We start from the raw sequence: 20,459 nt of genomic DNA on the forward strand, positions 1-20,459 counted from the left end.
CGTCCGCCGGCCCGCAGCCAGGCGGCGGTGCGGCCGCGCCCGAAGCCCCGCCTGCCGCTGCGCCCCAAGGCGCTGCGGCTGGCTGAGCCGAAGCGCCGGCTGCGGGTGATCGGCGTGGTGCTGTCGCTGGTGTTCTCGGTCTTCGCCGGGCGCCTGGTCCAGCTCCAGCTGGTGGACGCCGACGCGCTGGCCGCCGACGCCAACACCAACCGCTACCTGAACATCCCGATCACCGCCGAGCGCGGCTCGATAACGTCCTCCGACGGCGTCGCGCTGGCCGCCACGGTGGACGCGTACGACATCACCGCCGACCCGGCGATGTTCACCCCCGAGGCCACCGGCATCCCGGACGCGCCGGAGCAGGCGGCCGCCCTGCTGTCGCCGATCGTCGGCGTCGCCAAGGAGAAGATCGCCGCCGACCTGCACACCCCCAAGACCCGCTACAAGCGGCTCGCCGCGCAGCAGACCCCGGCCGCCAAGAACCAGATCAGCGACCTCAAGGCGGGTCTGGAGAAGAAGGCCGGCTCGCGTACCTGCCAGGCCCAGAAGAAGCTGCTCGGCAAGCCCGCCGACCAGGGCGGGCGCACCCGGGTGGACAACGAGTGCGCCAATCCGCTGGCCGGGGTGTTCAACCGGGAGACCCAGAAGCGGATCTACCCGGCCGAGGGCCTGGCCGCCAACCTGGTCGGCTTCGTCAACGGCGAGGGCGAGGGCGCCGGCGGACTGGAGCTGCAGTACCAGAAGCAGCTGGCCGGCAAGGACGGCCACAGCAGCTACGCCCAGGCGGGCGGGCGGCTGGTCCCCACCGCCGGGGGCTCGATGGACCCGGCCGTGCCCGGCAGCGACATCAAGCTGACCATCAACCGGGACGTCCAGTGGGCCGCCCAGCGGGCGATCACCGACCAGGTGGCCAACTCCGGCGCGGAGAAGGGCTATGTGGTGGTCCAGGACGTGAAGACCGGCCAGGTCATCGCGATGGCCTCCGCGCCCGGCTTCAACCCGAACGACCTGAGCCTCGCCAAGCAGTCCCAGATGGGCAACCCGGCCCTGGTCGACGCCTACGAGCCGGGCTCCACCGCCAAGCTGATGAGCCTGGCCGCCGTCCTCGACTCCGGCAAGGCCAACTGGGACACCAAGGTGACCGTCCCGTACCCGTTGGTCCGGGCCGGGCAGCAGTTCAAGGACGACGTCGAGCACGGCACCTGGTACCTGACCCTGGCCGGGGTGCTCGCCAAGTCCTCCAACATCGGCACCATCGAGGCGATCGAGACCCTCGGCGACGGCGACCAGCTGAAGGCCAACCAGGTACTCGACAGCTACATGCGCAAGTTCGGCGTGGCCCAGCCGACCGGCCTGAACTTCCCCGGGGAGACAGCCGGGATGCTCAAGAAGCCGGAGGACCTGGTCGCCTCGGAGAAGTACAACATCTCCTTCGGCCAGGGCCCGATGCAGATGAACGCGCTGCAGGCCACCTCGGTGTACTCGACCATCGCCAACGGCGGGGTGCGGGTCGCGCCGAGCATCGTCCAGGGCGTCACCGGGGCGGACGGCAAGTACACCCCGACCCCGCCGGGCGAGCAGAGCCGGGTGGTCAGCGAGCAGACCGCCAAGACCCTCACCTCGATGCTGGAGTCGGTCGTCGACGACGAGCAGGGCACCGGCGGCAAGGCCGCCATCCCCGGCTACCGGGTCGCCGGCAAGACCGGTACCGCCAACCGGGGGGCCGCCGACGGCAAGGGCTACGACGGCTACACCGCCTCCTTCATCGGCTTCGCCCCCGCCGACGCCCCCCGCTACACCGTCTCCTGCACCCTCCAGGGCCCGGTCAACGGGCACTTCGGCGGCCAGCTGTGCGGCCCGGTGTTCAAGCAGGTGATGGAGTTCACCCTGAAGACCATGCAGGTCCCGCCGAGCGGAAGCCAGGCGCCGAACCTGCCCGTCGAGTGGAAGCCGTGAACGAGGATGAGCAACCAGCGGGCCGGTGCGGACGGCGGCGCGGCGAAGGCCCGGTTTGGCCCTGGGCACCCTTCGGCGGATAGCCTTCGCGCCGTGCCGAAACCCGATCAAACCACCGTGAGTCCGCCCCGCCCGACCGGGACCGCCGCCCTGCCGCTCGCCGAGCTGGCCGCCCGGCTGGGCCTGCCGCCCGTCGAGGGCGGCAGCGTCACCGGCGTCACCCACGACTCCCGCGCGGTGCGCCCGGGCGACGTGTACGTGGCCTTCCCGGGCGCCAACCACCACGGCGCGGCCTTCGCCGCCAAGGCCGCGGACGCCGGCGCGGTGGCCGTGCTGACCGACCCGGCGGGCGCCGAGCTGGCCGCCCCCACCGGCCTGCCGCTGCTGGTCGTGGACCGGCCGCGGGCCCGGATGGGCGAGCTGGCCGCCATCGTCTACGGCCACCCGTCCGAGCGGCTGCTGATGCTCGGGCTGACCGGCACCAACGGCAAGACCACCACCTCGTACCTGGTCGAGGGCGGTCTGCGCGGCGCCGGGCGCAGCCCCGGGGTGATCGGCACCGTCGAGATGCGGGTCGGCGAGGAGCGGATCAAGAGCGAGCGCACCACCCCCGAGGCCACCGACCTGCACGCGATCCTCGGCGTGATGGCCGAGCGCGGCGCGGACGCGGTGACCATGGAGGTCTCCAGCCACGCCCTGGTCTTCGGTCGCACCGACGGGGTGGCGTACGACGTCGCGCTGTTCAACAACCTCACCCCCGAGCACCTCGACTTCCACCCGGACATGGAGGACTACTTCCAGGCGAAGGCCCGGCTGTTCCAGCCCGGCAAGTCCCGCCACGGGGTGGTCAACCTGGACGACGAGTACGGCCGCCGGCTCGCCGCCGAGGCCGAGATCCCGGTGACCTCCTTCTCCGCGACCGGTGACGCCCGCGCGGACTGGCGGGCCGTGGACGTCCAGCTCGGACCGGTCGGCTCCACCTTCCGGGTCGTCGGCCCGGACGGCGCCGAGGCCGACGCCTCCGTCCCGCTGCCCGGCCCGTTCAACGTGGCCAACGCGCTGGCCGCGATCACCGTGCTGGTCGCCGCCGGACTGCCGCTGGAGCGGGCGGTGGCCGGAGTGGCCGCCGTCCCCGGCGTGCCGGGCCGGCTGGAGCGGGTGGACGGCGGACAGCCGTTCGTCGCCGTGGTCGACTACGCCCACAAGCCGGACGCCCTGCAGGCCGTCCTCGCCTCGCTGCGCGAGGTCACCAAGGGCCGGCTGCACGTCGTCATCGGCTGCGGCGGCGACCGTGACCCGCACAAGCGCGGCCCGATGGGCGCCATCGCCGCCCGGCTCGCCGACACCGCCCTGCTGACCAGTGACAACCCGCGCAGCGAGGACCCGCTGGCGATCCTCGCCAGCATGCTGACCGGCGCCGCCGCGGTGCCCGAGGCCGAGCGCGGTGCCGTCCTGGTCGTCCCCGACCGGGCGGAGGCGATCGGGCTCGCGGTCGCCCGCGCCCTGGCGGGGGACACCGTGCTGGTGGCCGGCAAGGGCCACGAGCTCGGCCAGTACGTACGAGACGAGATCCGCCCCTTCGACGACCGGGAGGTACTGCGCGAAGCTATCGCGCGGGCCACGGCCGACCGGGGCGACCGAGGAGTAGAGCAGCAGTGATCGCACTGACCCTCGCCGAGGTGGCCGCCGCCGTCGGAGGCACGCTGGACGGCGCCGACCCGGACACCCTGGTCACCGGCCCGGTCGAGGTCGACTCGCGGAAGGTGAGCCCCGGCTGCCTGTTCGCGGCCTTCGTCGGCGAGCGCGTGGACGGCCACGACTACGCGGCCACGGCGGTCGACGCCGGCGCCGTCGCGGTGCTGGCCTCCCGCCCGGTCGGCGTGCCCGCCGTCCTGGTCGACAGCGTGGTGGAGGCGCTCGGCCGGCTGGCCCGGACCGTGGTCGCCCGCGCCGAGGGCACCACGGTGGTCGCGCTGACCGGCTCGGCCGGCAAGACCAGCACCAAGGACCTGATCGCTCAGCTGCTCCAGCGCCACGGCGAGACCGTCTTCCCGCCCGGCTCGCTCAACAACGAGATCGGCCACCCGATGACCGCGCTGCGGGTCGAGGACGGCACCCGGCACCTGGTGATGGAGATGGGTGCCCGGCACAAGGGCGACATCGAGTACCTCACCTCGATCACCCCGCCGCGGATCGGCCTGGTCCTCAACGTCGGCACCGCCCACGTCGGCGAGTTCGGCTCCCAGGAGGCGATCGCCGAGGCCAAGGGCGAGCTGGTGGAGGCGCTGCCCGCCGAGGGCGCCGCGATCCTCAACGCGGACGACCGGCTGGTGCGCGCGATGGCGTCCCGCACCAAGGCCAAGGTCGTCCTGTTCGGGGAGTCCCCGGACGCCGACGTCCGGGCGACCGATGTTCGCCTGGACGCCACCGGGCGGCCATCGTTCACGCTCACCACCCCGGCCGGTTCCGCGCCCGTGCAGCTGCGCCTGTACGGTGAGCACCACGTCTCGAACGCCCTCGCCGCCGCCGCGGTGGCGACGGAGCTCGGGATGACCGTCGACGACACCGCGGCAGCCCTGGGCGAGGCGGGTGCGCTGTCCCGCTGGCGCATGGAGGTCGTCGACCGGGCCGATGGTGTCACCGTCGTCAACGACGCCTACAACGCGAACCCCGACTCGATGCGGGCCGCGCTGCGGGCGCTGGTCTCGATGGGCGGCCGCGGTCCGGAGCGCCGCCGCACCTGGGCGGTGCTCGGCGAGATGCGGGAGCTCGGCGAGGACAGTCTGGCCGAGCACGACGCCATCGGACGGCTCGCCGTCCGGCTGGACGTCACCAAGCTGGTGGCGGTCGGCGGACGCGAGGCGGCCTGCATGGAACTCGGCGCGAGGAACGAAGGTTCGTGGGGTGAGGAGTCGGTGCTGGTGTCCGACGCGGACGCGGCGGTCGAACTGCTGCGCAGTCAGCTGCGGCCGGGGGATGTGGTCCTGGTGAAGGCGTCCCGTTCGGTGGGGCTGGAGAAGGTGGCCGAGGCCCTCCTGACGGATGGTGCTGCCCGATGATGAAGCAGATCCTCTTCTCCGGGATGATCGGCCTGATCCTCTCGCTGGTCGGTACGCCCGCCCTGATCAAGCTGCTCGCCCGGGGCGGCTACGGCCAGTACATCCGTGACGACGGGCCCAAGGCGCACCACAGCAAGAAGGGCACGCCCACTATGGGCGGCATCGCCTTCATCCTGGCGACCCTGATCGCGTACTTCGGCACCAAGGCGATAACGGGCGAGAGCCCGACCGCCTCCGGGCTGTTGGTGCTCTTCCTGACCACCGGCCTCGGCCTGGTCGGCTTCCTGGACGACTACATCAAGGTCGTCAAGCGCCGCTCGCTGGGCCTGCGGGCCAAGGCGAAGCTGGCCGGGCAGTCGATCGTCGGTCTGGTGTTCGCCATCCTGGCGCTGCAGTTCCACGACGACCGCGGCCTCAGCCCGGCCTCCCAGTCGCTGTCCTTCGTGCGCGACTTCAAGTGGTCGATCGGCCCGGTGCTGTTCGTCATCTTCGCGTACTTCATGATCGCGGCGACCTCCAACGGCGTGAACCTGACGGACGGTCTGGACGGCCTCGCCACCGGTGCCTCGGTGATGGCCTTCGGCGCGTACACCTTCATCGGCGTCTGGGAGTACGGGCAGAGCTGCGCCTACTTCCTCTCCGCCACCAACGCCTGCTACGACGTCCGCGACCCACTGGACCTCGCCGTGGTGGCCGCCGCCCTGATGGGCTCCTGCTTCGGCTTCCTGTGGTGGAACACCTCGCCCGCCAAGATCTTCATGGGTGACACCGGCTCGCTCGCCCTCGGCGGCGCCCTGGCCGGTCTGGCGATCTGCTCGCGCACCGAGCTGCTGCTGATCCTGCTCGGCGGCCTCTTCATGATCATCACCCTGTCGGTGATCATCCAGGTCGGCTCCTTCCGGATGACCGGCAAGCGCGTCTTCAAGATGGCGCCACTACAGCACCACTTCGAACTCAAGGGCTGGAGCGAAGTCCTGGTCGTGGTCCGCTTCTGGATCATCCAGGGCCTGTGCGTGGCCGTCGGCCTCGGCCTCTTCTACGCGGGATACCGGACCGGATGACGAACTTCGACTTCAAGCACCTGCCCGTGGTGGTCGCCGGCCTCGGCGTCTCGGGCATCAGCGCCGCGCGGGTCCTGAACGGGCTCGGTGCGAGCGTCACCGTGGTCGACGGCGGCAGCGGCGAGGGCCTCAGGGCCCGCGCCACCGAGCTGGAGGCACTCGGCGTCGCGGTGCGCCTGGGCGACGGCGCGAGCCTGCCCGAGGGCACCGAACTGATCGTCACCTCGCCCGGCTGGGCCCCCGACAGCGCGCTGTTCGCCGCCGCCGAGGCGGCCGGCGTCCCCGTCTGGGGCGACGTCGAGCTGGCCTGGCGGCTGCGCAAGCCGCTGCCGGGCACCGGCGAGCCCGCCCCCTGGCTGGCCGTCACCGGCACCAACGGCAAGACCACCACCGTCCAGATGCTCGCCTCGATCCTCACCGCGGCCGGCAAGCGCACCGCCGCCGTCGGCAACGTCGGGGTCTCGGTGCTGGACGCGGTGCTCGCCGAGGAGCCGTACGACGTGCTCGCCGTCGAACTCTCCAGCTACCAGCTGCACTGGGCGCCCTCGCTGCGCCCGTACTCGGCGGCCGTCCTCAACCTGGCCCCGGACCACCTCGACTGGCACGGCTCGATGGAGGCGTACGCCGCCGACAAGGGCCGGATCTACGAGGGCAACGTGGTGGCCTGCGTGTACAACCTGGCCGACCCGGCCACCGAGGCGCTGGTCCGCGAGGCCGACGTCGAGGAGGGCTGCCGGGCGGTCGGCTTCGGCCTCGGCGCGCCCGGCCTGTCGAACTTCGGCGTGGTGGACGGCCTGCTGGTCGACCGCGCCTTCGTCGCGGACCGGGCCAAGAACGCGGCCGAACTGGGCTCCGTCGAGGACGTCAACCCGCCGGCCCCGCACAACATCGCCAACGCGCTCGCCGCGGCGGCGCTGGCCCGGGCGTACGGGGTCGAGCCGAAGGCCGTCCGGGAGGGCCTGCGGGCCTTCCGCCCGGACTCCCACCGGATCGCCGAGGTCGGTACCGTCCGCGAGGTCACGTACATCGACGACTCCAAGGCCACCAACACCCACGCCGCCGCGGCCTCGCTGGCGGCCTACCGGCCGATCGTCTGGGTCGCCGGAGGGCTGGCCAAGGGCGCGACCTTCGACGACCTCGTCCAGGGCGCGGCCGAGCGGCTGCGCGCGGTCGTGCTGATCGGGCAGGACCGGGCGGTGATCCGCGAGGCGCTGGAGCGACACGCTCCGGATGTGCCGGTGATCGAGGCGGCCGAGGGCCAGACTGGCGCGGTGGCGATGACCGAGATCGTTCGAACGGCCGCATCTCTCGCCCGATCGGGTGACACGGTGCTGCTGGCCCCGGCCTGCGCCTCGATGGACATGTTCACCAACTACGGCGAGCGCGGCGACCTGTTCGCGGCGGCCGTCCGGGAGCTGGCCGCAGGGGAGTGAGCCAAAGGGCCGCGCCGACGACCCGTCGGCGGCCGGTCGGGGCGCCCGGAGGCGAACGGGCCACAAGAGTGGGAGCGGGGAGCGGTGGCGGGGCAGGGCAGGGCGGATTCCGGTGCGACGAAGCAGGACGCCGCCGAGCCGTGGCGAGTGATCTCCGCCACCACGACCAAGTACAAGTCGGCCGGTCCGCTGGGACGGTTGCAGGCCTTCCGGGCCCGCGTCCGGTACTGGCTGGACCGGCCGCTCACGCCGTACCTGCTGATCGTGGGCACCACCCTGCTGCTGGTCGTGCTCGGCCTGATGATGGTCTTCTCGGCCTCGCAGATCCTGGCGCTGAACCAGCACCACACCGCGCAGTACTACTTCCTCAAGCAGCTGATCGCCGCCATTCTCGGCCTGGTCCTGCTGGTCGGCTTCGCCTCCGTCCCGGTGGCGGTGCTGCGGGTGATCGTCTACCCGGTGATGTTCGGGGTGATCGGCGCGCTCGCGCTGGTCGCCGTGCCCGGCATCGGGGTGCGAATCAACGGCAACCAGAACTGGCTGGACTTCGGGTTCTTCCAGTTCCAGCCCTCCGAGTTCGCCAAGCTCGCGCTGGTGCTCTGGGGCGCCGACCTGCTCGCCCGCAAGCAGAAGGCCGGCACCCTCACCACCTGGAAGCACCTGCTGGTGCCGCTGGTGCCGGGCGCCCTGCTGCTGCTCGCGCTGATCATGATCGGCGGTGACATGGGCACCTCGATGATCCTGGTGGCCATGGTGTTCGCGCTGCTCTGGATGGTCGGCGCACCGCTGCGGCTGTTCGTGGCCACCCTCGGGGTGGCGGTCGTGGTCTGCACCGCCCTGGTGATCACCGTCCCGCACCGGGCCGAGCGCCTGGGCTGCATCGGCGTCACCAAGCTCGACCCGGAGGGCACCTGTTTCCAGGCCCTGCACGGCGCGTACTCGTTCGCCCTCGGCGGCGGCTTCGGCACCGGCCTCGGTGCCGGCGTGGAGAAGTGGGGCCAGCTGCCCGAGGCGCACACCGACTTCATCTTCGCCGCGACCGGCGAGGAACTCGGTCTGGTGGGGACGCTGTCGGTGATCGGTCTCTTCGCGGCACTAGGCTACGCGGGTATCCGTGTGGCCATCGGTACGAAGGACCCCTTCGTCAGGTACGCCGCGGGAGCCGCCACCACCTGGATCATGGCGCAGGCCATGATCAACCTGGGGTCGGCGCTGGGACTGCTGCCCATCGCGGGCGTCCCGCTCCCGCTGTTCTCCTACGGCGGTTCCGCCATGCTGTCGGCCATGTCCGCGATCGGAGTGCTGCTGTGCCTGGCACGCAGCTCTTCGGGCGCGAAGGCGGCCCTGGCCGCCCGGAGCAAGAACTCCCGGATCAGGAAGCGACTGGCCCGGGTGCTGCCACGACGACGAACCACAGCGCGCCCGGTCCCCGGGCCGGCACGCAGGGAGCGGTGAATTTCGGTGCATGTCGTACTCGCCGGCGGGGGGACCGCCGGTCACATCGAGCCGGCCATGGCCCTCGCGGACGCACTCCGCAGGCACGACCCGTCCATCGGGATCACCGCCCTGGGCACCGAGAAGGGGCTGGAGACCCGGCTGGTACCCGAGCGCGGCTACCAGCTGGAGCTCATCCCGGCCGTCCCGCTGCCCCGCAAGCCCACCCCCGAACTGATCACCGTCCCCGGCCGGCTGCGCGGCACCGTGCGGGCCGCCCAGGAGATCATCGAGCGGGTCAACGCCGACGCCGTGGTCGGCTTCGGCGGCTACGTCGCGATGCCCGCCTACCTGGCCGCCAAGCGGGCCGGCGTGCCGATCGTGGTGCACGAGGCCAACGCCCGCCCGGGCCTGGCCAACAAGATCGGCGCCCGCTACACCGACTTCGTCGCGGTCTCCACCCCGGACAGCAAGCTGCGCGACTCCCGGTACATCGGCATCCCGCTGCGCCGGACCATCGCCACCCTGGACCGCAACGCCACCCGGCCGGAGGCCCGCCAGTACTTCGGCCTCGACCAGCGGCTGCCCACCCTGCTGGTCTCCGGCGGCTCCCAGGGCGCACGGCGGCTCAACGAGACGGTCACCGCGATCGCCCCGCGGCTGCAGCAGTACGGCGTGCAGATCCTGCACGCGGTCGGCCCGAAGAACGAGCTGCCGCAGGTCGCGGACGTCCCCGGGATGCCGCCGTACCGCCCGGTGCCGTACATCGACCGGATGGACCTCGCCTACGCCGCGGCCGACCTGATGCTCTGCCGGGCCGGCGCCATGACCGTCGCCGAGCTGGCCGCGGTCGGCCTGCCCGCCGCGTTCGTGCCGCTGCCGATCGGCAACGGCGAGCAGCGGCTGAACGCCCAGCCGATGGTCAAGGCCGGCGGTGGCCTGCTGGTGGACGACGCCGAGCTGACCACGGACTGGGTGCTGCAGAACGTGCTGCCGGTGCTCACCGACCCCCAGCGGCTCTGGGACATGAGCCGGGCCGCCGCCGAGTTCGGCCGCCGGGACGCCGACGACCTGCTGGTCGGCATGGTGTACGAGGCGATCCAGGCCCACCGGGGTGGTCGCCGACGTGGCTGACGGCCGGCTCGCCGACCCTCTGGACGAGGAGCTGGAGGAGGAGTCCGCTCCCCGCCTCCGGCTCTCCCGGCGGGGCATCGTGGTGCTGAGCGTGCTCGGCGCCGCGGTGCTGGGCGGGCTGGCCTGGGTGGTGTTCTTCTCCTCGGTGCTGGACGTGCGCGACGTCGCCGTCCAGGGCGCGACGGACGACAAGCTGACGTCGGACCAGGTCCGCCAGGCGATCGGCGGGACGGCCGACGGCCCGCTGGCCCGGGTCGACCTGGACGGCGTCCGGCACCGGGTGGAGGCGATCCCCCGGGTGGCGAAGGCCGAGGTGTGGCGGGGCTGGCCGCACACCCTGCAGGTCAAGGTGGTGCAGCGGACGGCGGCCGCCGCCGTCAAGGGGGATGACGGACAGTTCACCCAGGTGGATGCCTCCGGCGTGAGCTTCGCCACCGAGGCGGCGCCGCCCCAGGGCGTGCCGGTGGTGGAGCTGCGGCTCAGTCAGTCCGCGAAGGACGTGGACGGAGTGATCTCCCGACCCCAGTTGGTGCAGGGTGCGGTGGCGGTGGCCGCCGGGCTCCCGCCGGAGATCGCCAAGCGCGCCGGATCCGTCCTGGTGCACTCCTACGACGACATCGAACTGCAGCTCAGCGGGGGTGCGACGGTGCGTTGGGGGAGCCCGGAGGAGACCGACCGGAAGGCCCGGGTGCTGCTGGCGCTGATGAAGCAGAAGGGCACCAACTTCGACGTGACGGCGCCTGAGGCGCCGGCGGTGTCCGGCTGATCCGCTAGATTCTGTGCCCGAGGGAGGGGTTGACGCCTCGAAGTGTCGGCCCGACCCTTGGTGGTCACCCCGGTTTCCATTGCCGGCCGATGATCACATAGGCTCAAAAGAAAAAGGGAAGCTCGGCGTGTTCGTTGAAACGCGTGCCCGGAGCCACCTAGTGTCCTGTGTCACCAGACTGTGTCCATTGGTGATGTGACGGAGACACAGAACTAACCCTAAAGGTCAAGTTTAGGGTTGGGGTCGGCGGTCGGCATTTCGGACATTCAGTCAGAAACCAGGCTCCCTACCCATCGACATCCGTCGGTACGGCCCCCGTCGGGCCGGGCCGACCCGGAAATTCGAGGCGAGAGGCCTTCGACGTGGCAGCACCGCAGAACTACCTCGCAGTCATCAAGGTCGTCGGAATCGGCGGCGGTGGTGTCAACGCCATCAACCGGATGATCGAGGTCGGTCTCAAGGGCGTCGAGTTCATCGCGATCAACACCGATGCGCAGGCCCTCCTCATGAGCGACGCCGACGTCAAGCTCGATGTGGGCCGTGAACTCACCCGGGGCCTCGGCGCCGGCGCCAACCCCGAGGTCGGCCGCAAGGCCGCCGAGGACCACCGCGAGGAGATCGAGGAGGTCCTCAAGGGGGCCGACATGGTCTTCGTGACCGCCGGCGAGGGCGGTGGCACGGGCACGGGCGGCGCGCCCGTCGTCGCCAACATCGCCCGCTCGCTGGGCGCCCTGACCATCGGCGTGGTCACCCGCCCCTTCACCTTCGAGGGCCGTCGCCGGGCCAACCAGGCCGAGGACGGCATCGCCTCGCTGCGCGAGGAGGTCGACACCCTCATCGTGATCCCCAACGACCGCCTGCTGTCCATCTCGGACCGCCAGGTCAGCGTGCTCGACGCGTTCCGCTCGGCGGACCAGGTCCTGCTCTCCGGCGTCCAGGGCATCACCGACCTGATCACCACCCCGGGTCTGATCAACCTCGACTTCGCCGACGTCAAGTCCGTCATGTCGGAGGCCGGTTCGGCGCTCATGGGCATCGGCTCGGCCCGCGGCGAGGACCGCGCCAAGGCGGCCGCCGTGATGGCGATCTCCTCGCCGCTGCTGGAGGCCTCGATCGACGGCGCCCGCGGCGTGCTGCTGTCCATCTCGGGCGGCTCCGACCTCGGCCTGTTCGAGATCAACGAGTCGGCCCAGCTGGTCAGCGAGGCCGCCCACCCCGAGGCCAACATCATCTTCGGTGCGGTCATCGACGACGCGCTCGGCGACGAGGTGCGGGTCACCGTCATCGCGGCCGGCTTCGACGGCGGCCAGCCGCCGGCGATCGTCCGCGACCCGGTGGTGAAGTCCACCACCCCCGCCGCCCCGGCCACCCCGCCGGCCGCCCCGGAGCGTCCGGCCGGTCGTCCGTCCTACGGGAACATCGGCTCGGTGACGTCCCGTTCGGAGGCGGAGGCCTCGGCCACCCCGTCGCGTCAGGCCGAGACCTCGGCCACCACGACCGCCGCCGCCCCGGTGCCGCCGCAGGTGCAGCCGGCCCGGCAGCCGTTCGTCGAGAGCCCGGCCGAGGAGCTCGACGTGCCGGACTTCCTTAAGTGATCGATCACGCCGTACGCGCGGGTGCTCACTTCGCCTTCACCGACAGGTGGGGCGGGGTGAGCACTTCGCCGTACGGGGAGCTCAACCTCGGTGGTGCGGTGGGGGACGACCCCGCGGCCGTCCGGGAGAACCGGGCCGTCGCGGCCCGGGCGCTGGGGCTGGACCCGGCCGACGTGGTCTGGATGAACCAGGTGCACGGCGCCGAGGTGGCCGTGGTGACCGAGCGCCAGTCGCTCGGGGAGGCCCCGACGGTGGACGCGGTGGTCACCGACCGCCCGCTCGCCCTCGCGGTGCTGACCGCGGACTGCACCCCGGTGCTGCTGGCCGACCCGGTGGCGGGCGTGGTGGGCGCGGCCCACGCGGGCCGGCCCGGACTCGCGGCCGGAGTGGTGCCCGCGGTCGTCGGCGCGATGGTCGCCCTGGGGGCCGAGCCGGCGCGGATCACCGCCGCCACCGGCCCCGCGGTCTGCGGCCGCTGCTACGAGGTGCCGGCCCAACTGCGCGCCGAGGTCGCCGGAACCGTCCCGGCGGCCTTCGCCGAGACCTCCTGGGGGACCCCGGCGCTGGACGTGCCGGAGGGGGTCGCGGCCCAGCTGGCCGCGGTGGGCGTCACCGACCTGGTGCGCTCACCGGTCTGCACCCTCGAATCCGCCGATCACTTCTCCTATCGCCGCGAGCAGCGCACGGGCCGGCTCGCGAGCTATGTCTGGTTGGGCTCTGATCACTGATGACGAACGACATCTACGGACCGTTCCCGGGAAGCCCTGAGTTCACCGAGGCCCTGACCGAGGGCCAGCGGGCCCGGTACGAGGAGCTCGGGACCAATCTGGACGTGGTGGAGCGCCGGATCGTGGACGCCTGTGCGGCCGCCGGACGCCCGCGCGAGGACGTCACCCTGATCGTCGTCACCAAGACCTACCCGGCCGAGGACACCGCGCTGCTGGCCGGACTGGGTGTGACGGATGTCGCGGAGAACCGTGACCAGGACGCCGCGCCCAAGGCGGAACAGTGCAGAAACCTTCCTCTTGACTGGCACTTCGTCGGACAGCTGCAGACCAACAAGGTCCGCTCGGTGGTCCGGTACGCGAACCACGTGCACTCGGTGGACCGGCTGCGGCTGGTCGAGTCGCTCTCCGCGGCCGTGCTCAAGTCCGAGCGCCCGGAGCTGGGCTGCCTGGTGCAGGTGGCGCTCGACAAGGAGCACGGGGAGGGCGGGCACCGGGCCGGGGTCGCCCCCGAGGACGTCGCGGAACTCACCGACGCGATCGCCGACACGCCCGGACTGCGTCTGGACGGTGTGATGACGGTCGCTCCGCTGGCCGGCCCGCTGGCCGGCGACCCGGCCCGTGCCTTCGACCGGCTGACGGAAATCGCAACCGCCGTACGGGCGGCCCATCCGGCTGCCACCATGGTCTCCGCAGGCATGAGCGGTGACCTTGAGCAGGCGATTGCCGCCGGAGCGACACATGTACGCGTCGGAACGGCGGTACTCGGAGTGAGGTCACCCCTCGGGTAACGTCACCGGGTAGTAGATCAGACTGCAGGACAAAATAGGACAGAAGCTAGCAGCTTTCCGAAGCGCTAGCCAACCGTGGATCGCAGCTCCGCGGCCCCCACTCCACGTACTCTGACAGGTTGTCGACCTGACGCGCCGTCGTGGGGGGATCGCGGAATCCGCAGGCGGGGCCCTCGACGGCCCGGCCGCCGGGGACGGTCCTCAGGGGCGAGCGAAGCGAGCGACCATCGGAAGGCGCACGTTTCGCGAAGCAGCCACCGAGCGTCAGCGAGGTGGCCATGAGCGGAGGAGACAGGAGCATGGCCGGCGCAATGCGCAAGATGGCGGTCTACCTCGGCCTCGTGGAGGACGAGACGTACGACGGCCAGGGGTACGACCCCGACGACGACTACGACGCGGACCCCGAGCCGATCCGTACCGGGCAGCGGACCGAGGACATTCCCCGGCCGGCCGCCGCCCCCGCGCCCGCTCCGGTCTCCTCGATCGCCCCGCAGCCGGTCCCGGCGGCGGTGCCGATCCGACAGGAGACCCCGAGGATGGCCCCCGTGTCGTCCATCACACCCGAACGCCGCCACAACCTGGAGAAGAGCGCCCCGGTGATCATGCCCAAGGTAGTGAACGAACGAGAGCCCTACCGCATCACCACGCTGCACCCCCGGACCTACAACGAGGCCCGTACCATCGGGGAACAGTTCCGTGGCGGGACCCCGGTGATCATGAATCTGACCGAGATGGACGACACGGACGCGAAGCGGCTCGTAGACTTCGCCGCTGGACTCGTCTTCGGTCTGCACGGCAGTATCGAGCGCGTGACACAGAAGGTGTTCCTGCTGTCGCCTGCTAACGTCGATGTCACGGCGGAGGACAAGGCTCGGATCGCCGAGGGTGGGTTCTTCAACCAGAGCTGACCCGGCCACGACTTTACGTGTGGATCTGATCAACAGTGGTTGGCGACAGGTGATGAGCGGCAGGCCCTAGGGCCCGTGACCGGGGAGAGGGAAAACGCGATGGACATCGTGTGGGCGGTGCTCTACTACGCCCTGACCGTCTTCCTGGTGTTCCTGCTCGTACGACTGGTCATGGACTGGGTCTTCCAGTTCGCGCGTTCGTGGCGGCCCGGCAAGGCCATGGTCCTGGTCCTGGAGGCCACGTACACTGTCACGGATCCGCCGCTCAAGCTTCTTCGGCGGTTCATTCCGCCGTTGCGTTTCGGGGGCGTGGCGCTCGACCTGTCCTTCTTCGTACTGATGATCATTGTGTATGTCCTGATCTCGCTTGTGCACCCCTAGTCGTAGGTGAGCGATGCGACAGGATGCCGGTGTGCCGACGATCACGTTGAGGTGAAGAGATGCCATTGACCCCCGAGGACGTTCGGAACAAGCAGTTCACGACCGTCCGCCTGCGTGAAGGCTATGACGAGGACGAGGTCGATGCCTTCCTCGACGAGGTCGAGGCGGAGCTGACCCGCCTCCTCCGGGAGAACGAGGACCTGCGGGCCAAGCTGGCCGCCGCGACTCGCGCCGCCGCGCAGAACCAGGCCAACATGCGGAAGGAACCGCCGCAGGACGCCCAGCGTCCGGCCGCGCCCGTCCCGGCCGCCATATCCGGCCCGCCGGTCCCCGGCCAGCAGGGCCCGGGCGGCCCGCAGCAGATGGGCCCCGGTGGCCAGCAGCAGATGGGTCCGGGTGGCCAGCAGCAGATGGGCCCCGGCGGTCCGCAGCAGATGGGTCCGGGTGGCCAGCAGCAGCAGATGGGCAACCAGCCCCTCGGCCTGCCCTCCGGCGCGCCGCAGCTCCCGGCCGGCCCGGGTGGCCCGATGGGCCCCGGCGGCCAGCAGCAGCAGATGGGCCAGACCATGGGCGGCCAGCAGCAGCTGGTCCAGCCGATGGGCGGTCAGATGCTCCAGCCCATGGGCGGTCCCGGTGGCCCGCAGCAGATGGGCAACCCGATGGGCCAGGGCATGGGCCAGCAGCAGCAGATGCAGCCGATGGGTGGCCCCATGGGCGGCCAGCAGCAGATGGGCGGCCAGCAGCAGCAGATGGGCGGCCCGCTCGGCGGCCCGATGCAGCAGCAGGGCCCCGGTGGCGACAGCGCCGCCCGCGTGCTGGCGCTCGCCCAGCAGACCGCCGACCAGGCGATCTCCGAGGCCCGTTCCGAGGCCAACAAGATCGTCGGCGAGGCGCGCAGCCGGGCCGAGGGTCTGGAGCGCGACGCCCGTGCCAAGGCCGACGCCCTGGAGCGGGACGCGCAGGAGAAGCACCGCGTCGCGATGGGGTCGCTGGAGTCCGCGCGGGCCACGCTGGAGCGCAAGGTCGAGGACCTGCGGGCGTTCGAGCGTGAGTACCGCACGCGCCTGAAGTCCTACCTGGAGACCCAGCTGCGCCAGCTGGAGTCGCAGGCGGACGACTCGCTCGCCCCGCCGCGGATCCCCGCCACCGCGTCGCTGCCCCCGGCGGCCTCGTCGATGGCGCCGGCCGGTGCCGGCGCGATGACCTCCGGTGCGCCCTCGTTCGGCGGGAACCAGCCCTCCTTCGGCGGCAACTCGCCGTCCTTCGGCGGGCAGAGCTCCTTCGGCGGGAACGTGCCGGCGCCGAGCTTCGGCGGGCAGGCCGGCGGTGGCAACAGCGGTGCTCCGCAGATGCAGCCGGCCGGGATGACCCAGCCGATGGCGGCCGTCCGGCCGCAGCCGCCGCAGCCGATGCAGCAGGCTCCCGCGCCGATGCGGGGCTTCCTGATCGACGAGGACGGCGACAACTGAGGTTGTAGCAAGGCCTTTTGAGGGCGCCCTCTCTCTGATCTCCGGATCGGGGAGGGGGCGCCCTCTTGGTGTTGGGGTGGGGCGAGGGCCGGATCGGGGGAGGGCGCGCAGAGGCGGGGCGGGGGCTTGCGCCGCGCACAGTTCCTCGCCCCTGTCGGGGCGCGGGAGTGGGGGAGGGGAGGAAGGCAGGGGCGGGTGCGCCGGGGGAGCCGAGGGTGGGGCGGGTACGGCGAAGCCGCCGTCGCCCGGAGGGGTGACGGCGGCTTCGGGGTGGGTCAGGCCTTGCGGAGCTGGAAGGCGAGGCCCAGGGATTCGTCGGTGAAGGTCTCGGACTCCCAGTCGGCCGCGCCGGCGGCGAAGTCGGTGGCGAGGACCTCCTCGGCGACCAGGGGACCGTGCTCGGCGATGGCCTCGGCGGTCTCCTCCGAAGTGGCGCGCCAGCGGAGGACGATGCGGTCGGCGACGTCCAGGCCGGAGTTCTTGCGGGCCTCCTGGATCTGGCGGATGGCGTCGCGGGCGATGCCGAGGCGCTTCAGCTCCGGGGTGATGGCCAGGTCGAGGGCGACGGTGGCACCGGACTCGTTGGCGACGGCCCAGCCCTCGCGCGGGGTCTCGGTGATGATCACCTCCTCGGGGGAGAGGGTGACCGTCTCGCCGTCCAGCTCGACCGAGGTCTCGCCGGTGGCGCGCAGTTCGGCGGCCAGGCGGGCGGCGTCGGTGGCGGCGACCGCCTTGGCGACGTCCTGCACGCCCTTGCCGAAACGCTTGCCCAGCGCGCGGAAGTTGGCCTTGGCGCTGGTGTCGACCAGTGAACTGCCGCCCGCCCCGGACGGGGAAGACGCAGACAGCGACTCCAGGGTGGAGACGTTGAGCTCCTCGGCGATCTGCGCGCGCAGGTCGGCCGGCAGCTCCTCCCAGCCTTGGGCGGCGACCAGCGCGCGGGACAGCGGCTGACGGGTCTTCACGCCGGACTCGGCGCGGGTGGCCCGGCCCAGCTCGACCAGGCGGCGGACCAGCGCCATGTGCCGGGAGAGCTCGGTGTCGATCAGGGCCTCGTCGGCCACCGGCCAGCTCGCCAGGTGCACCGAGGCCGGGGCCTCCGGGGCGACCGGGACGACCAGGTCCTGCCAGACCCGCTCGGTGATGAACGGGGTGAGCGGGGCCATCAGACGGGTGACGGTCTCCAGCGCCTCGTGCAGGGTGGCGAGCGCGGCGGCGTCGCCCTGCCAGAAGCGGCGGCGGCCGCGGCGGACGTACCAGTTGGAGAGGTCGTCGACGAAGCCGGAGAGCAGCTTGCCGGCGCGCTGGGTGTCGTACGCCTCGAAGGCCGCGTCGACCTCGCGGACCAGGGTGTTCAGCTCGGAGAGCACCCAGCGGTCCAGCTGCGGGCGGTCGGCTGGGGCCGGGTCGGCCGCGGAGGGCGCCCAGTTCGAGGTGCGGGCGTACAGGGCCTGGAAGGCGACGGTGTTCCAGTAGGTGAGGAGGGTCTTGCGGACCACCTCCTGGATGGTTCCGTGACCGACCCGGCGGGCCGACCAGGGCGAGCCGCCGGCCGCCATGAACCAACGGACGGCGTCGGCGCCGTGCTGGTCCATCAGCGGGATCGGCTGCAGGATGTTGCCCAGGTGCTTGGACATCTTGCGGCCGTCCTCGGCCAGGATGTGGCCCAGGCAGACGACGTTCTCGTAGCTGTTCTTGTCGAACACCAGGGTGCCGACGGCCATCAGCGTGTAGAACCAGCCGCGGGTCTGGTCGATCGCCTCGGAGATGAACTGCGCCGGGTAGCGCTTCTCGAACAGCTCCTTGTTCTGGTACGGGTAGCCGTACTGGGCGAAGGGCATCGAGCCCGAGTCGTACCAGGCGTCGATGACCTCGGGCACGCGGGTGGCGGTGCCGCCGCAGTCGCGGCAGGCGAAGGTGACCTCGTCGATGTACGGGCGGTGCGGGTCGAGGCCGCTCTGGTCGGTGCCGGTGAGCTCGGACAGCTCGGCCAGCGAGCCGACGCAGGTGAGGTGGCCCTCCTCGCAGCGCCAGATCGGCAGCGGGGTGCCCCAGTAGCGGTTGCGGCTGAGCGCCCAGTCGATGTTGTTGTTCAGCCAGTCGCCGAAGCGGCCGTGCTTGACCGTCTCCGGGAACCAGTTGGTGGCCTCGTTCTCGCGGATCAGCGCGTCCTTGACGGCGGTGGTCCGGATGTACCAGGACGGCTGCGCGTAGTAGAGCAGCGCGGTGTGGCAGCGCCAGCAGTGCGGGTAGCTGTGCTCGTACGGCAGGTGGCGGAAGAGCAGGCCGCGCTCCTTGAGGTCCGCGACCAGGGCCTCGTCGGCCTTCTTGAAGAACTGGCCGCCGACCAGCGGGACCTCGGGGGCGAAGGTGCCGTCGGCGAGCACCGGGTTGACCACCGGGAGGCCGTACTTGCGGCAGGTCGCGAGGTCGTCCGCGCCGAAGGCGGGGGACTGGTGGACGATGCCGGTGCCGTCCTCGGTGGTGACGTAGTCGGCGTTGAGGACGTAGTGGGCGTTCTCGATCTCGACCAGGTCGAAGGGGCGGCGGTAGGCCCAGCGCTCCATCTCGGCGCCGGTGAAGGACTCGCCGGTGCTCTCCCAACCCTCGCCGAGCGCCTTGGCCAGCAGCGGCTCGGCGACGACCAGCTGCTCGTCGCCGTCGGTGGCCACCACGTAGGTGACCTCCGGGTGGACGGCGGCGGCGGTGTTGGAGACCAGGGTCCACGGGGTGGTGGTCCAGACCAGCAGGGCGGCTCGGCCGGCCAGCGGGCCGCTGGTCAGCGGGAAGCGGACGAACACCGAGGGGTCGACCACGGTCTCGTAGCCCTGGGCCAGCTCGTGGTCCGAGAGGCCGGTGCCGCAGCGCGGGCACCAGGGGGCGACCCGGTGGTCCTGGACCAGCAGGCCCTTGTCGAAGATCTGCTTGAGCGACCACCAGACGGACTGGACGTACGACGGGTCCATCGTGCGGTAGGCCTCGTCCAGGTCGACCCAGTACCCCATGCGGGTGGTCAGCTCGGCGAAGGCGTCGGTGTGGCGGGTCACCGAGTCGCGGCACTTGTCGTTGAACTCGGCGATGCCGTACGCCTCGATGTCCTGCTTGCCGGAGAAGCCCAGCTCCTTCTCGACGGCCAGCTCGACCGGGAGGCCGTGGCAGTCCCAGCCGGCCTTGCGGGCGACGTGGTAGCCCTTCATCGTCCGGTAGCGCGGGAAGACGTCCTTGAAGACCCGGGCCTCGATGTGGTGGGCGCCGGGCATGCCGTTGGCGGTCGGCGGGCCCTCGTAGAAGACCCACTCGGGGCGGCCTTCGGACTGCTCCAGACTGCGCTGGAAGATCTTGTTGTCCTGCCAGAACGACAGGATCTGGTGCTCCAGGGCAGGCAGGTCCACCTGCGCCGGGACGGGGTTGTAGGAGCTGCTCATCGCGGGCGTCTACCTCCGGCGGATGCTGGGACTGGATCCTCCGGAGGGACGAGACGGCCTGGCCGCCCCGCGGTACCACCCTCCTTGGCCGCGGATACTGCGCTGCGGCCCTCTTGTTTGGGCTTGCTGCCGGGTCTAGTGGGCCGCCGCGGGCTGCGCGGTGACCGTTCTTCCGGCGGCTCCGGGGTGATCTTCCCGTCGTGCACGCCCCCGGGCTCACACCGTCCCCGGGTCGCTGGTGGCTGCGTACGTCGGTACTCGTCCCATCTGCGCCTTGCAGGGTCAGTCTATCGGCCGGGCGAGACGGTTTGTCCAAACGGTT

At 71.6% G+C, this 20,459-nt stretch carries 15 protein-coding genes; 14 read left to right on the forward strand and 1 reads right to left on the reverse strand.

The window, feature by feature from the left end; genetic code table 11:
• From BG452_RS39995 to BG452_RS40060, 14 genes are all read left to right on the forward strand, one after another.
• Positions 1-1,956, forward strand: a 1,956-nt coding sequence (locus BG452_RS39995; protein WP_188309265.1) for a peptidoglycan D,D-transpeptidase FtsI family protein, incomplete at its 5' end; no start/stop codon positions are given.
• 6 nt (positions 1,957-1,962) lie between these two features.
• The gene (locus BG452_RS40000) at positions 1,963-3,615 is read left to right on the forward strand and encodes a UDP-N-acetylmuramoyl-L-alanyl-D-glutamate--2,6-diaminopimelate ligase (protein WP_188309266.1); all 1,653 of its coding nucleotides are present in this window, start codon (positions 1,963-1,965) and stop codon (positions 3,613-3,615) included.
• The gene (locus tag BG452_RS40005; RefSeq protein ID WP_188309267.1) at positions 3,612-5,015 is read left to right on the forward strand and encodes a UDP-N-acetylmuramoyl-tripeptide--D-alanyl-D-alanine ligase; all 1,404 of its coding nucleotides are present in this window, start codon (positions 3,612-3,614) and stop codon (positions 5,013-5,015) included. The genes BG452_RS40000 and BG452_RS40005 overlap by 4 nt, the downstream gene beginning before the upstream one ends.
• On the forward strand, positions 5,015-6,076 hold the full coding sequence (gene mraY / locus BG452_RS40010; RefSeq protein ID WP_188309292.1) for a phospho-N-acetylmuramoyl-pentapeptide-transferase: 1,062 nt from the start codon (positions 5,015-5,017) through the stop codon (positions 6,074-6,076). The genes BG452_RS40005 and mraY overlap by 1 nt, the downstream gene beginning before the upstream one ends.
• Complete coding sequence (murD, locus tag BG452_RS40015; RefSeq protein WP_188309268.1) at positions 6,073-7,509, forward strand: UDP-N-acetylmuramoyl-L-alanine--D-glutamate ligase; 1,437 nt, start codon at positions 6,073-6,075, stop codon at positions 7,507-7,509. The genes mraY and murD overlap by 4 nt, the downstream gene beginning before the upstream one ends.
• A gap of 147 nt (positions 7,510-7,656) precedes the next feature.
• On the forward strand, positions 7,657-8,964 hold the full coding sequence (ftsW, locus tag BG452_RS40020; protein ID WP_188309269.1) for a putative lipid II flippase FtsW: 1,308 nt from the start codon (positions 7,657-7,659) through the stop codon (positions 8,962-8,964).
• A 6-nt stretch (positions 8,965-8,970) separates the two neighbouring features.
• Entirely contained in the window at positions 8,971-10,077 is a 1,107-nt protein-coding gene (murG, locus tag BG452_RS40025; RefSeq protein WP_188309270.1) for an undecaprenyldiphospho-muramoylpentapeptide beta-N-acetylglucosaminyltransferase, read from the forward strand.
• Entirely contained in the window at positions 10,070-10,843 is a 774-nt protein-coding gene (locus BG452_RS40030) for a cell division protein FtsQ/DivIB (protein WP_188309271.1), read from the forward strand. The genes murG and BG452_RS40030 overlap by 8 nt, the downstream gene beginning before the upstream one ends.
• A gap of 362 nt (positions 10,844-11,205) precedes the next feature.
• Positions 11,206-12,438 carry a cell division protein FtsZ gene (gene ftsZ / locus BG452_RS40035; RefSeq protein WP_188309272.1) on the forward strand — a complete coding sequence of 411 codons (1,233 nt, stop codon included), beginning with the start codon at positions 11,206-11,208 and terminating at the stop codon, positions 12,436-12,438.
• A complete protein-coding gene (gene pgeF / locus BG452_RS40040; protein WP_188309273.1) occupies positions 12,435-13,166 on the forward strand; it encodes a peptidoglycan editing factor PgeF in 732 nt (243 codons plus the stop codon). The genes ftsZ and pgeF overlap by 4 nt, the downstream gene beginning before the upstream one ends.
• Complete coding sequence (locus BG452_RS40045) at positions 13,166-13,954, forward strand: YggS family pyridoxal phosphate-dependent enzyme (protein ID WP_188309274.1); 789 nt, start codon at positions 13,166-13,168, stop codon at positions 13,952-13,954. The genes pgeF and BG452_RS40045 overlap by 1 nt, the downstream gene beginning before the upstream one ends.
• 299 nt (positions 13,955-14,253) lie before the next feature.
• Complete coding sequence (locus BG452_RS40050) at positions 14,254-14,862, forward strand: cell division protein SepF (protein WP_188309275.1); 609 nt, start codon at positions 14,254-14,256, stop codon at positions 14,860-14,862.
• Between the two features lie 99 nt (positions 14,863-14,961).
• Positions 14,962-15,243 carry a YggT family protein gene (locus BG452_RS40055; protein WP_030282903.1) on the forward strand — a complete coding sequence of 94 codons (282 nt, stop codon included), beginning with the start codon at positions 14,962-14,964 and terminating at the stop codon, positions 15,241-15,243.
• Between the two features lie 59 nt (positions 15,244-15,302).
• Positions 15,303-16,712, forward strand: a complete 1,410-nt coding sequence (locus tag BG452_RS40060; protein ID WP_188309276.1) for a DivIVA domain-containing protein — start codon at positions 15,303-15,305, stop codon at positions 16,710-16,712.
• A gap of 275 nt (positions 16,713-16,987) precedes the next feature.
• On the opposite strand, the gene ileS is transcribed toward BG452_RS40060, so the two are convergent.
• Entirely contained in the window at positions 16,988-20,137 is a 3,150-nt protein-coding gene (gene ileS / locus BG452_RS40065) for an isoleucine--tRNA ligase (protein ID WP_188309277.1), read from the reverse strand.
• Positions 20,138-20,459: the final 322 nt, after the last annotated feature.

The organism is Streptomyces sp. CBMA123 (assembly GCF_014596465.1).
Classification (GTDB): domain Bacteria; phylum Actinomycetota; class Actinomycetes; order Streptomycetales; family Streptomycetaceae; genus Kitasatospora.

Excerpts from the sequence above, each read along its gene's own strand:
- BG452_RS40000 (WP_188309266.1), top strand. The coding sequence starts at position 1,963 with ATGAGCAACCAGCGGGCCGGTGCGGACGGCGGCGCGGCGAAGGCCCGG.
- ileS (WP_188309277.1), bottom strand. The coding sequence starts at position 20,137 with ATGAGCAGCTCCTACAACCCCGTCCCGGCGCAGGTGGACCTGCCTGCC.
- murD (WP_188309268.1), top strand. The coding sequence starts at position 6,073 with ATGACGAACTTCGACTTCAAGCACCTGCCCGTGGTGGTCGCCGGCCTC.
- BG452_RS40055 (WP_030282903.1), top strand. The coding sequence starts at position 14,962 with ATGGACATCGTGTGGGCGGTGCTCTACTACGCCCTGACCGTCTTCCTG.
- BG452_RS40060 (WP_188309276.1), top strand. The coding sequence starts at position 15,303 with ATGCCATTGACCCCCGAGGACGTTCGGAACAAGCAGTTCACGACCGTC.
- BG452_RS40045 (WP_188309274.1), top strand. The coding sequence starts at position 13,166 with ATGACGAACGACATCTACGGACCGTTCCCGGGAAGCCCTGAGTTCACC.
- mraY (WP_188309292.1), top strand. The coding sequence starts at position 5,015 with ATGAAGCAGATCCTCTTCTCCGGGATGATCGGCCTGATCCTCTCGCTG.
- BG452_RS40050 (WP_188309275.1), top strand. The coding sequence starts at position 14,254 with ATGGCCGGCGCAATGCGCAAGATGGCGGTCTACCTCGGCCTCGTGGAG.